This is a genomic window from Brevundimonas sp. M1A4_2e, assembly GCF_053345555.1.
Window position 1 is genome coordinate 482074 of record NZ_JBKFAI010000001.1, and the last position, 17714, is coordinate 499787.

Here is a 17714-nt window from a genome sequence, read left to right on the forward strand (position 1 = left end):
GGGTCGTTGCCGGTCTCCGCAAGAAGCCGCCTCGCTCGGCCAATCCTCACGCAGCGGTTTGAGACACACTCAGAGAACTTCGAACAATCCCGCCGCGCCCATGCCGCCGCCGACGCACATGGTGACGACGGCATAACGTTCGCCCCGCCGCTTGGCTTCGATCAGGGCGTGGCCGACCATGCGGGCGCCCGACATGCCGTAGGGATGGCCGATCGAAATGGCGCCGCCGTTGACGTTCAGCCTATCATCCGGAATGCCCAAACGGTCGCGGCAATACAGCACCTGGACCGCAAAAGCTTCGTTCAGTTCCCATAGGCCGATGTCGGAGACCTTGAGGCCGAAGCGTTCCAGAAGACGCGGCACGGCGAAGACTGGGCCGATGCCCATCTCGTCCGGTTCGGTGCCCGCCACGGCCATGCCGACATAGCGACCGAGGGGCTGCAGACCGCGGCGCGCCGCCTCCCCTGCCTCCATCAGAACACAGGCCGAGGCCCCGTCTGACAGCTGGCTGGCGTTGCCCGCCGTGATGATGCCGCCCTCGATCACGGTGCGCAGGCCCTGCAAGCCCTCCAGCGTGGTGTCGGCGCGATTGCCCTCGTCCTTCTCCAGCGTGACGTCGCGATAGGAGACCTCGCCCGTGGCCTTGTCCACGACCTTCATGCGGCTGGTCAGGGGGACGATCTCGTCGTCGAACTTGCCCGCGGCCTGGGCCGCCGCCGTGCGCTGCTGGGATTGCAGGCCATAAGCGTCGCACGCCTCGCGCACGATGCCATAGCGCTGTGCCACCACCTCGGCGGTTTGCAGCATGGGCATATAGGCGTCCGGTGCCTGGGCCAGAACTGAAGGGTCCGTGCTGACCCGCAGGGCCGCGTCCTGGACCATGGAGATGCTTTCCACGCCGCCCGCCACGACGATGGGCATCTGGTCGGTGATGATCTGCTTGGCCGCCGTGGCTATGGCCATGAGGCCGGAGGCGCACTGCCGATCGATGGTCATACCCGCCACGCTGACGGGGAAGCCGGCCGCCAGCGCCGCCGTGCGGCCGATGGTGTGCTGCACGCCCTGCGGCAGCGCCGAGCCGATGATGCAGTCGTCGATCTCAGCCGGATCAATACCGGCGCGGGTGACGGCGGCCTTCAGCGCATGGGCCATCAGGGTCGGCGACGGGGTGTCGTTGAAGGCCCCACGATAGGCTCGGCCGATCGGGGTGCGGGCGGTCGAGACGATTACGGCTTCACGCATGGCGGGTCCTCACTTGGCAGGGGTGTTGAAGGCGGGCGAACAGGTTTCAGTCTGCGGCACGGATGGAGCAATCAACCCGATATTCCAGAACCACGCCAGATCTCCGGCGGCCCGCAGGCGACAGACCACCTCCTCATGTAGGTCGTAACCGTTCTGGGTGTTGACGCGGGCCAATGGCCTGTCTTCGAGGGCCAGATAGGCGCGTGCGTCGCCATAGGCGGGCCAGTCGGTCTCTCCCTCAGCCAGAGGGCGGCCCGCCTTTACGAAGCTGGCCCAGTAGCGGGTCATAGCCTGGGACAGTCCGTCTTCGTCCGGGGTCGCAGGCGGGCGCGGCCAGTAGGCGGGCAGGCGATCGGCTGTCCCGAACACGTAAGGGATTTCCGAAGCGTGGAAGGCCCGCAGATTACGGGCCTCCTGGGCCGGGTAGCCCTGATCCCAATAGTAGAGATAGCTATTTAGCCCGACTTTCTGCTGTCCCTCGACCAGCCGTTCGGCGCTCCAGCCATACAGACCGTCGCGCGTGGCCGCCAACATGGAGGCGTCGAGGTCGTCCCCCGGATACAGGTCAAGGAAAGGACCGGCCAGGTCGCCATAGCGGGTCCGGATCTCGCGGACCCAATCCTCCTGGCTCTCGGGCTTGGGCGGCAGGAGAATCCGCAAGGAGCGGATTTCACCCTCATTGAAGCCCGCCAGAACCGGCGCCTTAGCCTGTTCGCCCGCGTCGATGACGTCGATCACCTGCTTGGGCAGGATGTGGCCGTCCACAGTCCCCATGGGGAAGTAGCCGGTCGCCGGCAGCTTGGCCAAAATCTCGTCGGCAGAGAGGGCGCGAAGCTCGTCAGCCGTCTGGGCCCCAAGCGCCGTGGCCACGGTCGTCCCCGCCAGCTCAGAGTCCGGCCAGCCGACATAGGGCGTGTCGCGCAACACAGGCGAGGTGATCATATAGGGGCTCTGAGCGATGGCGCCGTGGAACAGCCCCTCAGCCCTGGGCGAGGTCATCAGGTACATGACGCTGAGCGCGCCCGCGCTCTCGCCCGCGATGGTCACGCGACCGGCGCCCCCGCCAAAGGCGGCGATGTTGTCCCTGACCCACTCCATGGCCGCAACCTGGTCCAGCAGACCATAGTTGCCGGAGATGTTCTCAGGCGTCTCGGCGCTCAGCGCCGGGTGGGCCAGCCAGCCGAACACGCCGAGGCGATAGTTGATGGTGACGACGACCAGCCCCTCGCGCGCCAGGGCGGCGCCGTCGTAAAAGGGCTCGTGCCCTGCCCCCATGCTCAGCGACCCGCCGTGGATCCAGACCATCACGGGCAGGTCCTTGGCGCCCTCTGGCGCCCAGACGTTGAGATAAAGGCAGTCTTCGCTGATGGCTTCATAGTCCGCGACCGGCGTCTTGGCCTGCATGCACGCCGCGCCGAAGCGTGTGGCGTCCTGCACCCCGTTCCACGCCTCCACCGGCTGAGGCGCGCGCCATCGCAAGTCGCCGACGGGCGGTTTTGCGAAGGGAACGCCCTTGAACACGGCAAGGCGGCCCTCGACCTGACCCCTGACCTGACCGGCCGTGGTCATCGCCACCGGCGAACCGGCCAGGGCCGTCGCCGGCAGCAGGGCCAGCGACAACACGCCCGCGACAAGGAAAGATCGAAGACTGCTCATCTGCATCCTCAGATACCGGGGCCGAAACCGGCCTTGCCCAGTTCCAGCTTCGACTGGTCAAAGGCTTGATGGGGGACGATATCGTTGGCCGGGTCGATCAGCTCGTCGAACCGTTCGACCAGGATCTCAGCGATATCCTCGGCATCGGCCGGCACGTGGATGCCACGAGTCATGGAGATACGTGCGGCCTCAAAGCTCTTGGCTCCGGCGCAGATGATGGTGCGGTTGGGCGCATCGGCATGCACAAGCGCCAGCACGGCCGGCGAAACGAACTCTGGCCGGATCAGGTCCACCGTCTCCTGAGGCATCAGGCCTTCCATCATCTGCGTAGCGGCGGTCGGCGCCAGCGCATTGACGCGGATGTTGTAGCGCTCGCCTTCCAGCCCCAGCGTCTGCATGAAGCCGACCACGGCCATCTTGGCGGCGCTGTAGTTGGCCTGGCCGAAATTGCCGAAAATGCCCGACGACGAGCTGGTCATGACGATCCGGCCATAGTTCTGGGCCCGCATGATCTCCCAGACCGCCTTGGTCGGAATGACCGAACCCATGACATGCACATCCAGGATCAGGCGGAACGAGTCGAGGTCCATCTTGCCGAAGCTCTTGTCGCGCAGGATGCCGGCGTTGTTCACCAGAATATCGATCCGGCCCCATTGCTCATGGGCCGACTTGACCATGGCGTTGATGAAGGCCTCGTCCGTGACGGAGCCGATGGCGGCCATCGCCTCGCCGCCCGCGGCCTTGATCTCGGCCACGACCGCGTCTGCGCCGGCGCCCATGTCGTTGACGACCACCTTGGCCCCGCGCTTGGCCAACAGCAGGGCGTGGGAGCGACCCAGGCCGCCGCCGGCGCCGGTCACAATGGCTACCTGGCCGTCAAGTCTGATCACGAGGTTTCTCCATTGTCGTAAAGCGGCCAGCCAGGCGCCCCGTCCCGGCTGGCCGCGCCGTCACTCGGCGCCGGCCTTGCGGGCGTCCAGAGCGGCGATGATTTCCGCGTGGCGCTTGCGTGTCAGGCGATAGCCAAACAGGAACAGCGGCGCGAGGAAGGCGATCAGGGCAGGCAGCGGGCCGGACGCCAGCGCCAGCTTGGTCAGGACCTCGCTGGGGATCACCAGATCCGGACGCGAAGCGATGTCCGTGGGGAAGCGGATCAGGTCCAGCGCCACGCCGGCGATCAGGCCCCCGACGCCCGAGGCCGCCTTGAACGCCAGCGTCAGACCCGAGAAGAACAGCCCTTCGCGGCGCACGCCGAACAGATACTCATGCTCGTCCGCGGTGTCGGCCATCATCGACTGGAAGCCGACGCCGCCGACCATGATGGCCGTGCCCATGAGCATGCCGTTGATCAGCAGCACGATAGCCGCCGCGTCCGGCGTCAGTTTCACCGGCGACAGGACCTGGTAAAGCGGCGGCCAGAACAGCAGGACGGCAATGGCGAAATAGGCGATCAGCGACAGCGTCCGCTTCTCCATCCGACGCAATATCAGCGTGCTGAGCGGCGCTCCCAGGACCGGCCCCAGACAGGCGCTCAGCAGGATCATCTGGATAGCCGTCGTATCCAGCCCCCAGAAGTAGCGGCTTGAATGCAGGGCCAGCGACGAATGGGTCGAATAGGCCAGAAAATACAGCAGCACCGTTCCGAACAGCAGCATGAAGGAGCGGTTGCGCTTCAACTCCTTCATCTCGCGGAAGAAGCCCAGCAGCAGGTTTTCCTTGCTCTCCTCCGGCCCATGCAGGCGGGGCTGAACCGACCAGACCGAACGAATGGCGATCATGCCCGCCAGGAACATGGCGAAGGCGCATGTCCAGCCGAACGGAACATAGTTTTCGCGCTCCAACATCCCCGTGGCGCCGGACATGAAGACGCCCAGACCCAGGACCACGCCGAGCAGGATGCCGGCGTTCTGGAACGACAGGCGATAGGCCACGATGCTGGCCCGCTCCGTATGGTTGTCGGTCACCTCGGCGCCGACGGCCGTATAGGGCAGCACGAAACCGGACAGGGAGACCCGCAGCACCACCAGACAGACGGTGGCGTAGATGAACTGCGCCGCTCCGGTCAGGCTTTCGGGCATGGAGAACAGCAGGCCGAACGACAGGACGAAGGGGATCAGGCCCAGCGCCATGAAGGGCACGCGGCGGCCATAGCGGGATTTCAGCCGGTCGCTGGCCAGGCCGATGGCCGGATCGGCCACCCCGTCCACCAGCAGAGCGATCATCTTGGCCAGCCCGGCCATGGTGCCGCTCATGCCGCAGACGGCCGTGAGGAAGAACAGCAGGAAGAAGCCGAAGCCAGCGACGACAATGCCGTCGGCCAAGGCTCCCGAACCGTAGGTGAGTTTGAAAACGCGTTTGAGCGGCTGGCTACGCAGCGCCGCCCGTGTCGCTGGATTACTCGTGTGACTCATGCCGCTCCCCACATGCTTTCGCCCCGAACTCCACGGCCAGACGCGCCTAGCGCCCGGCCCCGTTGAGTGCGCCATAGATGCCTTGCTGGAACACCGGCAGGGCCTTGCGCCCGGCGGCGCCGCGCCCCGTGGCGATCGTCGAGCCGCTGTTGGCGGAAACCGGCACCTGGTGCTGGATCAGGAAGATCATCACCATGTCGTTGGCCGGATCGGCCTGCCACCACGTGCCGAACACGCCCGGCCAGGTGAAGCTGCCGACTTCGCCGTAGCCATAGGGGTTGTCGGTCAGGTCCTCGGTGATCGCCAGACCCAGGCCGAAGCCTGACTTGGTCCACAGGTCCATGCCCGCGAACGGATACGCCCGCTGTTCCGGCGTCAGGCGGTTGGTCAGCATCAGCTCGACCGTCTCTGGCTTGAGCAGACGAACGCCGTCCAGCTCGCCGCCGTTCAGCAGCATGCGAGCGAAGCGGTGATAGTCTGGTGCGGTCGACACCAGTCCGCCGCCCGCAGGCGTATATTCGGGCGGGGCGTCGAAGACCGGGATGTCCACCCGGGCCAGTCCATCCACGCCCTCCCGATAGGCATAGAGGCTGGCCAGACGATCCAGCTTGTCTTTCGGCAGCCAGAAGTCGGTGTCCATCATCCCCAGCGGATGCAGCACCTTCTTCAGCATGGCCTCTCGCACCGAGACGCCGAGGACGCGGCCGATCAGGAAGCCGAGAACCTCGGTCGAATGCCCATAGTGGAAATGATGCCCCGGCTGGCACGACAGCGGCAACGTCCCCAGCCCCGCCAGCCATTCATCGACCGACTTTTCATTGATGCCGGGATCCCCAAGCGCCGCGTTGTAGGCCGCCTGGATGGGCCCTTCGGAGAAGGGCGCATAGGCCAGTCCCGACCGGTGGGTCAGAAGGTCCTCGACCGTGATGTCGCGGTGAGCCGGCTCGGTCTGGTCCAGCGGCCCGGCGGGGTCGAGCAGAACCTGACGATTGGCCAGCTCGGGGATCCAGCGCGTGACCGGATCCTCGAGCGCCATCCGCCCTTCTTCGACCAGCATCATGGCCAGGACCGAGGTCACCGGCTTGCTCATCGAGGCGATGCGGAACTCGCTGTCCGGACGCATCGGCTTTTCAGCCTCGCGGTCCTGCCAGCCGATTTGCTCCTCATAGAAGACCTGCCCGTTACGCGAGGCCAGCGCCACCATCCCGGCCAGTTCGTCTCGATCGACGAAGGCCTGCAATTTCGGGCGAATGGCCTTCAGGGCTTCCGGATGAAAGCCCAGAGACCGGGCCAGTGCTTCATGACTCATCACGCCACCACAGGTCGCTGCTTAGAACTTCTTGCGTAGGTTCAGCGCAACGAAACGACCGATGGGGTTGTAGGCCCCGCCGATGCCGTCGGTGGCGGGGAAGTATGGCGGGGTCTCGTCCAGCAGGTCATTGACCTGAAGCGAAGCTGTCATGCCTTGCGACCAGCCGGCGTCGGGCAGCGTCCAGGACACGCGCAGGTCGACCGTCACGTACGGAGACGAAGTGTACTGAGCCACGCCGGTCGGGGTGGCGTAGTTGTTGGTGTATTCGCCGCGGAAGTTGACGAAGCTCGCCACGCTCCAGGCGCCCACGTCGGCGCCAAGGGTGAAGCGCGCCGTCGTTTGCGGAATGCCCAGGTCCAGGCTGTCGGCCACCGCCGAGTTCGGCGTCTGTTTGACGTCGTAGTTCAAGATGTAGTTGGCCGACAGGTCCGCATAGACCAGCCCGAAATCGGTCGGCCAGTTGTAGCGGAAGAACATGTCCAGACCGTCGGTGCTGCGCATCCCGAAGTTGTTGAGGCGCAGGTCGAGGAAGTTCACGGCCGCCGGGATCGCCGACGGAACGTTGACGTTCACATGGCCGGCCAACAGGGCCTGAAGCTCGCTCGGGGTCGGGTCGCGCTGGATGACCTTGGAGAAGGTCGGGTCGGTGAAGACCATGGCGGCCGAGGGCACGCCGATCGTGTTGATGTACTCGATGTTGTAGTAGGTGACGCTGGCCTTGAAGTTGGGTGCGAACGACGGCGTCCAGTCCGCGCCCAGCGACCAGGTTTCCGCCTCTTCCGGCTGCAGGTTCTTGTTCCCGCCCAGCAGATAGATGGTGGCGACCTGATTGGATCCGCGCGTCGGGTCATTGGCGCCGACGACCGACGTGGCCGCATCCAGATAGTAGGCCCCGACCGTCGCGCCGATCTGGCGCATGCCCGGCGCACGGAACGATTGGCCGTAAGAGGCGCGCAGGTCCAGACCGTCTGCAGGCGTCCAGTTCACGCCGACCTTCGGGTTCGAGGTTTCGCCGAAGTCGCTGTATTTGTCGTAGCGGCCCGACAGCGACAGCGACAGCTTCTGCACCAGCGGCAGGGCGTTGGCTTCGCTGACCAGCGGGGCAAAGATTTCGCCGTAGAATGAGCTGATATCGCGATCGAGTTTTTCGGGCACCGGAGAGGCCCCCACGACCCCGCGCTGCTCGAAGGTTTCCTTGCGGTACTCGGCGCCCAGAGCGATCTTCATCGTGCCGCCGGGCAGCTCGAACAGCGGACCGCTCAAACGGGCCGAAGCCATGTCCATGGTCTGAGTGATGCCCACAGCCGTAGCCGCATTGGAGAGGATGGCCTGTTTGACCGCTTCCGAAGTGCCGTTGCCGAACGGATCCAGCGCCGTCGCCGCCGTGGTTCCGAAACCCGCCGCCGTGATCGCCGCAGTGTTGATGGCCGGAATATAGGCGTCGTTGTCCGTCCGGCCGAACGTGCCGCCCAGCGTCAGTTCAAACTCGCGCGGCAGCTGGAAATCAACGCCCGCCGAGCCGTTGAAGACCTGCTTGTCGTCCCGGTTGATGAAGTGGTCGGCGCCGACGATGTTGTCCGGGCGGAACAGCACATAGGCCACATTGGCCGCGCCACCCGCCGGGCCTCTGAAGAAGGGATTGGCGGCGCTCATCGCCACCGATTGAACCGGCAGCCCCACGCGCATTTCGTCATGGCGATCAGCATAGAGGGCCTCGCCCCACAGTCGGATCTTGTCCGATACGAGATACTCGCCCGACGCGAACAGGCTGTGCAGCTCGGTCGAGGGGTAGAGATCGACCACGGCGCCGTTGTCGCAATAGTTCTTCGTGCCGGCGACCAGGCCCGGCGCCGCGTGATACACGGCGTAGAAGCTCGTATCGTAAAGCACGTTCGGCGCCGGGCAGTTGACCGCACGCGCGTCCAGACCGCCCTGTTTGGTGAAGTCCTGCGTACGAAAGTCGCGGTCGCCGCCGGTGATGCTGTCGTTCTGGGTGTACTGATAGGCGACCAGCGCCGAGCCGCGCGCGAACGTCTTGCCGGCCAGCACGCCGAAGTGGCCCTGATAATAGGCGTCGCCGACGCCGTAGTTGGCGCTCGCCTCGACGCCGTCGACACGGCGACGGGTGATGAAGTTGACCACGCCCGTGACAGCGTCGGAGCCGTAGATCGAAGAGGCGCCGTCGGCCACGACCTCCACACGCTCGATCGCCAGAGCCGGGATCAGCGGATAGTCGGGCGCGGTGTCATTGGCTGCAGCCGCCACCAGGCGGTGACCGTTCATCAGCGGCAAGGTGGCGCTGGACGGCAGGCCGCGCATGCCCGGCGCAAAGGTGCCGAAACCGCCGCTGGCGGCCACAGGCGCGGTGTTGAAGCTGTTCAGCTGGGGCACGGACGCCAGAATGTCCGGCGTATTGGCCGCACCAAGACGCTCGACATCCGCGCGGCTCACGCCGATGAGGTTGGAGCCCACGGGGGGCACGCCGCGGATGCTCGTACCCGTGACGATGATCTCGTCGACGGCGACAGCCTCTTCGTCCGGCCCGGCCTCTTGGGCCTGAACCTGGCCGGCCGCCAGCATGAGGGTGAGCAGAGAAGCGCCGCACACGGCTGCGCGCTTCGTCGAATGACGAACGACTTTCAAATTGACCTCCCGATGGCGACTTTGGCCGCTCTAGTTCGTGGCCGCCGCCTCGGCCAGCCACCCATTCATTCACTTAGCACTAAATGAAACTTTCCCGTCAAGTTCATTTTGTCGCAGCTAAATGAAATGCGTGTTATTCATGACGGAGCATCGCGCCAGCCGCTCGGATGGGTACCGTTTCATCCAGCCCGTCACGTCGGAGCGCCTACTGGAGAGTCCCGCCCCAATGGCCACCACGCCTGAGAAAAAAGTCCGCCGCTCGCGCGCTGAACAACGCGCAGCGACCGAAAAACTGATTCTCGACACGGCGGAGGATCTATTCTCTCAACGCGGCTACTTCGGCGTCACGATCAAGGATGTCGCAGACGCCATGGGCATCCACCCCGCCCTGATCCACTACTACCACGACGGCAAGCAGTCATTGTTCGAGTCCGTGTGGGAGCGGCGGGTTGAACTGGCGGTGTCGGCGCGTATCGCCGGGCTGGAAGATTACGCCAATGCCGTCGGCGACGACGTGACCATCGAGGGGGCCCTGCGCGCTTTCTACGACAACGCCTTTGACGCCTATATCCATGGCGAAGAAGGCTGGCGCAGCTTTGGCCGCATCTTCGCCCAGGTCAACAATGCGCCCGGCTACGGCACGGAGCTGATGGACGAGTATTTCGATCCCCTGGTGCTGCGCCTGATCGAACTGCTGAAGAAGGCCGTCCCTGATGCGAGCGACGAAGACCTCTTCTGGTGTTTCCAACTGACGTCCGGCGCCTACACCCTCATACTGTCGCGCACGGGCCGGATTGACCGGCTATCGAACGGCGCTTGCATTTCTGACGACTTTCAAGCCGTGCGGGAGCGTTTCGTCACCTTCATGGCCGCGGGCTTCGCCGCCGTCTTCGCCGCCAGCAAGAAAAAGGACGCGCCCCAGTCTAGCTGACGCGCGTCCCGACCGGCCGCAGTCCTTATTGAGGCAGGCGCGCCTGCCTCAAAGCGGCGCGCCGGACCTTGCCGGCTTCGTCACGTAAGGCCTCGTTGGTGAACTCAATGCGTTTCGGCATCTTGTACCGGCTCAGCGTCGCGCTGATGAACTCCAGCAAAACCTGTTCGCTGAGGGTCGAGCCGTCCATCGGCTGCACGATGGCATGCACCACTGAACCCCATTCGTCGTGCGGCAACCCGATCACGGCGCTGCCGCGCACGTCCGGGTGAGCTTCCAGCGCCGCCTCGACTTCGGCCGGATAGATATTGGCGCCGCCCGAGATGATCAGGTCGTTGCGACGGTCCGACAGATACAGATAGCCATCCGCATCCACGCTGCCGAGGTCGCCCATGGTCTCGTATTCGCCGACCAGGCGCGAGTCGCTGCCCAGATAATGGTAGGTCGACGACGGTCCGGTTTCTGGTCGGAAAAAGACCTCGCCCACCTCGCCCACCGCACATTCACGGCCATCGGCGTCCAGGATTTTGAGGTCATAACCCGGCCGGACCTTGCCCACCGAACCCTTGCGCTGCAGCCAGTCGGTCCCGGAAATAATGGTCGAGCCTGTCGCCTCTGTGGTGCCGTAATATTCCCAGACGCGATCGCTCCCCAACCAGTCGATCCAGGCTTCCTTGAGCCAGGGCGCGCAGGGCGCCGCCATGTGCAGCATCATGCGCAGGGTCGGAAGCTTGTAGCGGCCCAGGACCTCCGGCCCCAGCTGCCAGATCCGATGCATCATGGTCGGGACCATCGTCACCCAGTTTACGCCATGCTCTTCGATCAGATCGAGGGCCCGCTGGGCGTCGAACTTCTGCATCTCCACAATGGTGTTGCCGGTGAAGATGGCCATGGTGATGCAGTGGAACGGCGCGTTGTGATACAGCGGCCCTGGGTTCAGGACGACCTCGCCGGGTTGCTGGTGCAGGAAACCCTCGGTGGTGTTCCACTGCGCAGGCATGGCGTCGACGATCACCTTGGGCCGCCCTGTGGACCCCCCGCTCGTCATGGCCTTCCAGTTCCTGGCGATAGCCGGCGGCAGAGGTTCGGCCGAAAGCGCCTGATACCCGTCGAAGGCGCCATCTACCGTGGGGATGTCCTCACGCGGGCATTGGCCGACGAACAGGCGCGGCCCCACCAGGTCGAGGATGTGCTCCAACTCGACCGGCGCCAGGCGAGCGGACACCACGTTCGGGGTCGCCCCCAGCTTCCAGATACCAAAGATCGTTTCGTAGAAGTCCAGCCCGTTCGGCAGCGCCACGGTGACGTAGTCGTCCTGCCCCACCCCACGAGCCTGCATGAAGCGCGCGCGCTTCGTCGAGCGCGCGTCCAACTCCGCATAGGTCAGACGCAGGTCGTCCATGATGAGCGCAAGGCGCCCAGGATTCCTCGCCGCGTGATGAGCGAGGATCGAGCACAGCGGCACAGTGTTATCAGTCACGTTTTTGAAGCCTCCCATACGCCGGGCTGGCCTCTAGAACCCTCTCCGGCCTCCATTCATTAACTTAGCGCTAAATGAATGAAAAGCCGTATGACCTAACCGAGCACCAAAATACCTTAGGGCCGCCGCCCCGTTGCGTTGCCCCAGCACGACCAAGCGCGCTCCATCTTAGGCCCAGGAGTCGTAGCGTGTGGCAACACGTCGCCCGTCACCCAAACATCATCTCAAAGCGGCGCCGCCGTCTTATCATTGCAGGGCGCTAAACGGAGATCGCCGGGCCTAAGCTCACGGCTGGATAATCTTTCTGCCTCGCTTGACTCCTCCCATGGGCAGGAGCGCATATAGAACAAATGAGGAACATTTGTTCACAACCAGAAGCGCTGACTGCGCTGAAGGCGCGGCTGGAGGCGCTTGAGCGATGTGGCGCACGACGCGTCGCTACACCTGAACGTCATGCGGGTGAGGATGTCTTCGCCCCTCTGGCGACCGGCGTGGTTCACGATCTCTACGCCGCTGCGCCCGCCGACGCGGTGGCGGTCAACGCCTTCGGACTGGGCATGGCGCTGCGGGCGGCGGCGGAGCGGCCCATCGTCTGGGGCCTGCATGAGATGATGGCCCAGGAGGCGGGGCGGCCGCACGGTCCAGGCCTGCATGAGATGGGGCTGTCGCCGCGGGACTTGCTGCTGGTGCGGGCGCGCGACGTACAGACCCTGCTGGCCGCGGGTGAAGAGGCCCTCCGCAGTCCCGCCGTGGGCGCCGTGCTGTTGAGCGCCTGGGGCGAGGCCAAGGCCTTCAGCCTGACGGCCAGCCGGCGACTGGCTCTGGCGGCCGAGGCAGGCGGCGCGACCCTGTTCCTGGCGCGGGCGGGCGCCCTGCCCTGCCCCAGCGCGGCCGAGACCCGCTGGTCAGTGGCGTCCTGCGCTTCAGAACCCTTGGAAGGCGAGGCGCCGGGGCGGCCGTCTTTTTCGGCGACCCTGCTGCGGCGGCGCGGCGGCGGGGCGACCGGAACCTGGATCATGGAGTGGGATCGTGAACAGCGAACCTTCCGCGCACCCACGCCGCTATCTGGCGGTCTGGTTCCTCTGGCTGCCCAGCGACCGACTGCGGCGTCAGGAGCAGCGCGAAGACGCGCCGCCTGAGGATACGCCCGTCGTCCTGGCCGAGAAGATCAAGGGCGCCCTGCGGCTAGCGGCGGTCGATCCGACGGCCGCGCGAGCGGGACTGACCCCCGGCCTCGCCCTGGCCGATGCGCGGGCGCGGACTCCCGCCTTGCGCGTCGTCGCCCATCGACCGGACCTGGAGGACGCCCTGCTGGGACGGGTGTTGGAGGACTTCGGCCGCTTCACCCCCATGATCGCGCTCGACCCGCCGCACGGCCTGATGCTGGACGTGACCGGCTGCACGCACCTGTTCGGCGGCGAAGCGGACCTGATGCGGACGGTTCAGACGCGTGCCGAACGCGCCGGGCTTCAAACGCGATGCGCCCTGGCCGCAACGCCTCAGGTCGCTCGCGCCCTGGCGCGTTTCGGATCCGGCGGGCGGTTCGAGCCCGGGGAGGAGCGCGCCGCCGCACGCCGCCTGCCCGTCGCCGCTCTGGAGTTGCCGCAAAAGGAGGAGCAGGCCCTGCGCCGCGCAGGGCTGAAACGTCTGGCTGACTTGGACGACCGGCCCCGCGCGCCTTTGGCCGCCCGTTTCGGCGCCGATTTTCCCGCCCGGCTGGCGCGAGTTCTGGGCGACGAGGACGTGCGCATCTCCCCGCATCGTCCGGCCGCACCCGTCGTGGTCGACCGCGTCTTCTTCGAGCCGATCTCGGCGCCTGAAGACATCGAGCGGGTTCTGTCCGACCTGCTGATCGAGACCATGGACCGACTGAGCCAGACAGGCCTAGGCGGCCGAGCCTTCGAGGCCGGCTTCTATCGCGTGGACGGCGAGACGCGTCGGATCGCCGTCCGCACCGGCCGTCCGACCCGCGACGCGCACGCGACCCTGCGGCTGTTCCGCGAGCGGATGGCGGCCCTGGCCGTCCCGCTGGACCCCGGCTTCGGTTTCGACCAGATGCGGATGTCCGTGCCCTGGACCCAGATCCTGGCGCCGGCCCAGCAGGGACTGGAGCGCGAGATGCCCGGCGAGGAGGCCTTCAGTCATTTGGTCGACCGGCTGACCGCGCGCCTGGGGCCAGAGGCCGTGCTGCGTTTCGAGCCCTTCGCCTCGCACATTCCCGAACGGGCGGCGCGGCTGGTTCCGGCCTCGGCCCGCCATGGCGCCGAGACCTGGCCCGACCTCGATCCCGACGATCCGCCCTTGCGGCCCTTGCAGATGTTCGATCCGCCCCAGCCGGTCGAAACCCTGGCCGAAGTCCCTGACGGCTATCCTCTGAAGTTCCGCTGGCGCCGCGTCCTGCACGAGGTGACGCGCGCCGAAGGACCCGAGCGGATCAGCGGCGAATGGTGGCGCGCTCCGGGCCAACGCACCCGCGACTACTACCGGGTCGAGGACCGGGACGGCCGTCGCTTCTGGCTGTTCCGCCAGGGTCTCTATGGCGAGACGCCCGAGCCGCGCTGGTTCATCCATGGCCTTTTCGCATGAACGCGCTCGACCATGACGGCGCCTACGCCGAACTGGCGACGGCCAGCAACTTCTCCTTCCTGCGCGGCGCTTCGCATCCCAAGGATCTGGTGCTGACCGCGATCCTGCGCGGCCACGCCGGACTGGGGCTGGCCGATCGCAACACCGTAGCGGGCGTGGTGCGAGCCTGGAGCGCGCTGAAGGAGCTACGGGCCGAAGGTCTGGCTCCGCCGGACAAGGTGCGCGAGGGCGGCAGTCCGGGCGAGATCGCCTTCATCGAGAATCCGCTGAACGATCCGGCCCTGTCCGAAGAGGTAAAGCGGCGCGCGGCGGACTTCCGCCTGCTGACCGGCGCGCGGCTGGTCTTCAACGACGGGACGCCGGACGTCATCGCCTATCCCGAAACGCGCGCGGGCTGGGGCCGCCTGACGCGCCTGCTGACCCTGGGCAATCGCCGGACGAAAAAGGGCGAGTGCGAGATCGGCCTGCGCGACCTGCTGGCCGATCCTGAAGACCTGCTGCTGATCCTCGTCCCGCCCGATCGGCTGACAGGGCTGGAAGAGGTGCTGACTCGCATGACCGAGGCGGCGCCGGGCGCGGTCTGGCTGGGCGCCGCCCTGCACAGGCGCGGCGACGACCGGCGCCGGCTGGCCCGGCTGAAGGCCATGGCGGCGTGGGCGGACGTTCCGCTGCTGGCGCTGAACGACGCCCTCTACGCCGCGCCCGATGACCGCGACCTGCAGGACGTCCTGACCTGCATCCGCGAAGGCGTGACCATCGAGACCGCCGGCCGTCGGCTGGAAGCCAACGCTGAACGCTGGCTGAAGCCCGTGGACGAAATGGTCCATCTGTTCAAAGACGCGCCCGAGGCGGCAGCCGAGACGACGGCCTTCCTGTCGCGCGCGACCTTCGATCTGTCCGAACTCAGCTATCAATACCCGGAAGAGCCGGTCCCGCCCGATTGGACCCCACAGGCCTGGCTGGAAGAGCTTACGGGGCGTCACGCCGCCATGCGCTATCCCGACGGCGTTCCCGACAAGGTCCAGGCCCTGCTGGACAAGGAACTGGCCTTTATCGCCCGCAAGGATATCGCCCCCTATTTCCTGACCATCTTCGACATCGTCCGCGTGGCGCGTGACAAGCGCATCCTGTGTCAGGGGCGCGGCTCGGCCGCCAACTCGGCGGTCTGCTACGTCCTGGGCATCACCTCGGTGGATCCGATGGACTCCGATCTGCTGTTCGAGCGCTTCTTGTCCGAAGACCGTAACGAACCGCCCGACATCGATGTCGATTTCGAGCATGAGCGGCGCGAAGAGATCATCCAGCACATCTACGAACGCTATGGGCGCCACCGCGCCGGCATCGCCGCCACCGTCATCCACTTCCGCCCCCGCAGCGCCATCCGCGAGGTGGGCAAGGTCCTGGGCCTGACCGAGGACCTCACCGCCCGTCTGGCCGCCAGCCACTGGGGCAGTTGGGGAACCGAGATCGACGATCGCCACGTCGTTCAGGCGGGACTGGACGCCGCCAACCCCATGATCGCCCGCGCGGTCGAGATGGCGTCTCGCCTGCTGAACTTTCCCCGTCATCTCAGCCAGCACGTCGGAGGCTTCGTCCTGACCCAGGACCGGCTGGACGAGATGGTCCCCATCGGCAACGCCGCCATGCCGAACCGGACTTTCATCGAATGGGACAAGGACGACATCGACGCCCTGCGCCTGATGAAGGTCGATGTTCTGGCGCTCGGCATGCTGACCTGCATCCGCAAGGCCTTCGACCTGATCCGCACGCATGAGCATGAGGACTGGGAATTGCACACCGTCCCGCGCGAGGACCCAGCCGTTTACGACATGCTGTGTCGGGGCCAGTCCATCGGGGTCTTCCAGGTCGAAAGCCGGGCCCAGATCAACATGCTGCCCCGCCTAAGGCCACGCTGCCTCTACGATCTCGTCATCCAGGTCGCCATTGTCCGCCCTGGCCCGATTCAGGGCGACATGGTCCACCCCTATCTGCGTCGCCGCAACAAGGAGGAGGAGGTCGTCTATTCCTCGCCCTCCCCCGATCACGGCCCGCCCGACGAACTGGAACAGGTGTTGCGCAAGACCCTCGGCGTGCCCTTGTTTCAGGAGCAGGCGATGAAACTGGCCATCGTCGCCGCCGAATTCAGCGACCGCGAGGCCAATGGCCTGCGCAAGGCCATGGGCACGTTCCGCGGCGACGGAAAACTGCACGCCTATGAAACTCGCATGGTCAGTCGGATGGTCGCGCGCGGCTATGATCCAGCCTTCGCCCAGCGCTGCTTCGACCAGATCAAGGGCTTCGGCTCCTACGGCTTCCCCGAAAGCCACGCCGCCAGTTTCGCCCGGCTGGTCTACGTTTCGTCGTGGATCAAGCACCGCCACCCGGCGGCCTTCGCCTGCGCCCTGCTGAACAGCCAGCCCATGGGCTTCTATGCGCCCGCCCAGATCGTGCGCGAGGCGCAGGAGGTCGGAAAGGTCGAAGTGAGGGCCATCGACGTCTCATACAGCCACTGGGACAACAGTCTGGAGGGCCCTGCCGACGCGCCCATTCTGCGCCTGGGTCTTCGCCAGATCGACGGCTTCAGAGAGGACTGGGCCAACGCCTTGTCGACAGCGCGGGCCGAAAGGCCCTTCGTCGATATCGAAACCCTGGCCCGACGCGCCGAATTGCCCGGCGCCGCCATGCGCAAGCTGGCCGACGCGGACGCCTTCCGCTCCTTAGGTAAGGACCGTCGCGAGGCCTTGTGGACGGTGCGTCGCCTGCCCGACGATGATCCTCTGCCCCTGTTCGCCGCCGCCGAGGCGCGCGAGCGCGGCGCCCGCGAACTGGGGGCTGAACCCGACGCTCATCTGCCCCTGATGCCGCTGGGCGAGCACGTCGCCGCCGACTATCAGACCGCGCGCCTGTCGCTGAAGGCCCACCCCATGGCCATCTTGCGCCCCGTCTTCGCCGCTGACCGCGTGCTGACCTGCGCGGCGACCGAGGCCAAGCGCGGCGGTTCCGTCGTACAGGTCGCAGGCGTGGTCCTGGTGCGTCAGCGGCCGGGCAAGGGCGCCGCCGTCTTCGTCACCCTGGAGGACGAGACGGGCATCACCAACGTGGTCCTGTGGGCGCGGATGCTGGACCAGTTCCGGCGCGAGGTCATGGGCGCCCGCCTGATGCAGGTCGAAGGCGTGGTCGAGAAAAGCCCTGAAGGCGTCGTCCACGTGGTCGCCCGCCGCATCCTCGACCGCAGCGCAGAACTGTCCCGCCTGTCGGAGGACCACGAGGCCCACATTCAACTGTCTCGCGCTGACGTCGTCGCTCACCCGCAGCCGTCGCGCCACCCGTCCCACCGGCACCCGCGCGACGTGCGCATCCTGCCGGGCTCGCGGGATTTTCATTGATCTGAGTTCTTGGCGGCTGCTCCAATGGTTGCTGCGCCCGCCCGCCTCAGGTCGGCAGCCCCCCCCC

The 17714-nt window shown here is 66.2% G+C and carries 11 protein-coding genes; 4 read left to right on the plus strand and 7 right to left on the minus strand.

Translation table 11 applies throughout. The features are described from left to right. Nucleotides 1–69: 69 nt before the first annotated feature. Genes ACLBV5_RS02285 through ACLBV5_RS02310 form a run of 6 tightly spaced genes read right to left on the minus strand, consistent with a single transcriptional unit; the run spans nt 70 to nt 9228 of the window. Entirely contained in the window at nt 70–1242 is a 1173-nt protein-coding gene (locus ACLBV5_RS02285) for an acetyl-CoA C-acyltransferase (RefSeq protein WP_447604694.1), read from the minus strand. Between the two features lie 9 nt (nt 1243–1251). After that, a complete protein-coding gene (locus tag ACLBV5_RS02290) occupies nt 1252–2898 on the minus strand; it encodes a carboxylesterase/lipase family protein (protein WP_447604695.1) in 1647 nt (548 codons plus the stop codon). Nucleotides 2899–2906: 8 nt separating this feature from the next. Next, nucleotides 2907–3788, minus strand: coding sequence for an SDR family NAD(P)-dependent oxidoreductase (locus tag ACLBV5_RS02295; RefSeq protein WP_447604696.1), 882 nt, complete (start codon nt 3786–3788; stop codon nt 2907–2909). A gap of 60 nt (nt 3789–3848) precedes the next feature. Next, the gene (locus ACLBV5_RS02300; protein ID WP_227157961.1) at nt 3849–5309 is read right to left on the minus strand and encodes an MFS transporter; all 1461 of its coding nucleotides are present in this window, start codon (nt 5307–5309) and stop codon (nt 3849–3851) included. Nucleotides 5310–5355: 46 nt separating this feature from the next. Then, nucleotides 5356–6618, minus strand: coding sequence for a serine hydrolase domain-containing protein (locus ACLBV5_RS02305; RefSeq protein WP_447604697.1), 1263 nt, complete (start codon nt 6616–6618; stop codon nt 5356–5358). A gap of 21 nt (nt 6619–6639) precedes the next feature. Next, entirely contained in the window at nt 6640–9228 is a 2589-nt protein-coding gene (locus tag ACLBV5_RS02310) for a TonB-dependent receptor plug domain-containing protein (RefSeq protein WP_447604698.1), read from the minus strand. 262 nt (nt 9229–9490) lie between these two features. On the opposite strand from ACLBV5_RS02310, the gene ACLBV5_RS02315 reads away from it, so the two are divergent. Next, nucleotides 9491–10195 carry a TetR/AcrR family transcriptional regulator gene (locus tag ACLBV5_RS02315; protein ID WP_447604699.1) on the plus strand — a complete coding sequence of 235 codons (705 nt, stop codon included), beginning with the start codon at nt 9491–9493 and terminating at the stop codon, nt 10193–10195. Between the two features lie 25 nt (nt 10196–10220). On the opposite strand, the gene ACLBV5_RS02320 is transcribed toward ACLBV5_RS02315, so the two are convergent. Then, nucleotides 10221–11675, minus strand: coding sequence for an AMP-binding protein (locus tag ACLBV5_RS02320; RefSeq protein WP_447604700.1), 1455 nt, complete (start codon nt 11673–11675; stop codon nt 10221–10223). A gap of 350 nt (nt 11676–12025) precedes the next feature. Between ACLBV5_RS02320 and ACLBV5_RS02325 the strand changes: the two genes are divergently transcribed. The 3 genes from ACLBV5_RS02325 to ACLBV5_RS02335 are packed head-to-tail and all read left to right on the plus strand — an operon-like array spanning nt 12026 to nt 17647. Further along, a complete protein-coding gene (locus ACLBV5_RS02325) occupies nt 12026–12814 on the plus strand; it encodes an ImuA family protein (RefSeq protein ID WP_447604701.1) in 789 nt (262 codons plus the stop codon). Further along, on the plus strand, nt 12705–14261 hold the full coding sequence (locus ACLBV5_RS02330) for a Y-family DNA polymerase (protein WP_447604702.1): 1557 nt from the start codon (nt 12705–12707) through the stop codon (nt 14259–14261). The genes ACLBV5_RS02325 and ACLBV5_RS02330 overlap by 110 nt, the downstream gene beginning before the upstream one ends. Continuing rightward, the gene (locus tag ACLBV5_RS02335; RefSeq protein ID WP_447604703.1) at nt 14258–17647 is read left to right on the plus strand and encodes an error-prone DNA polymerase; all 3390 of its coding nucleotides are present in this window, start codon (nt 14258–14260) and stop codon (nt 17645–17647) included. The genes ACLBV5_RS02330 and ACLBV5_RS02335 overlap by 4 nt, the downstream gene beginning before the upstream one ends. Nucleotides 17648–17714: the final 67 nt, after the last annotated feature.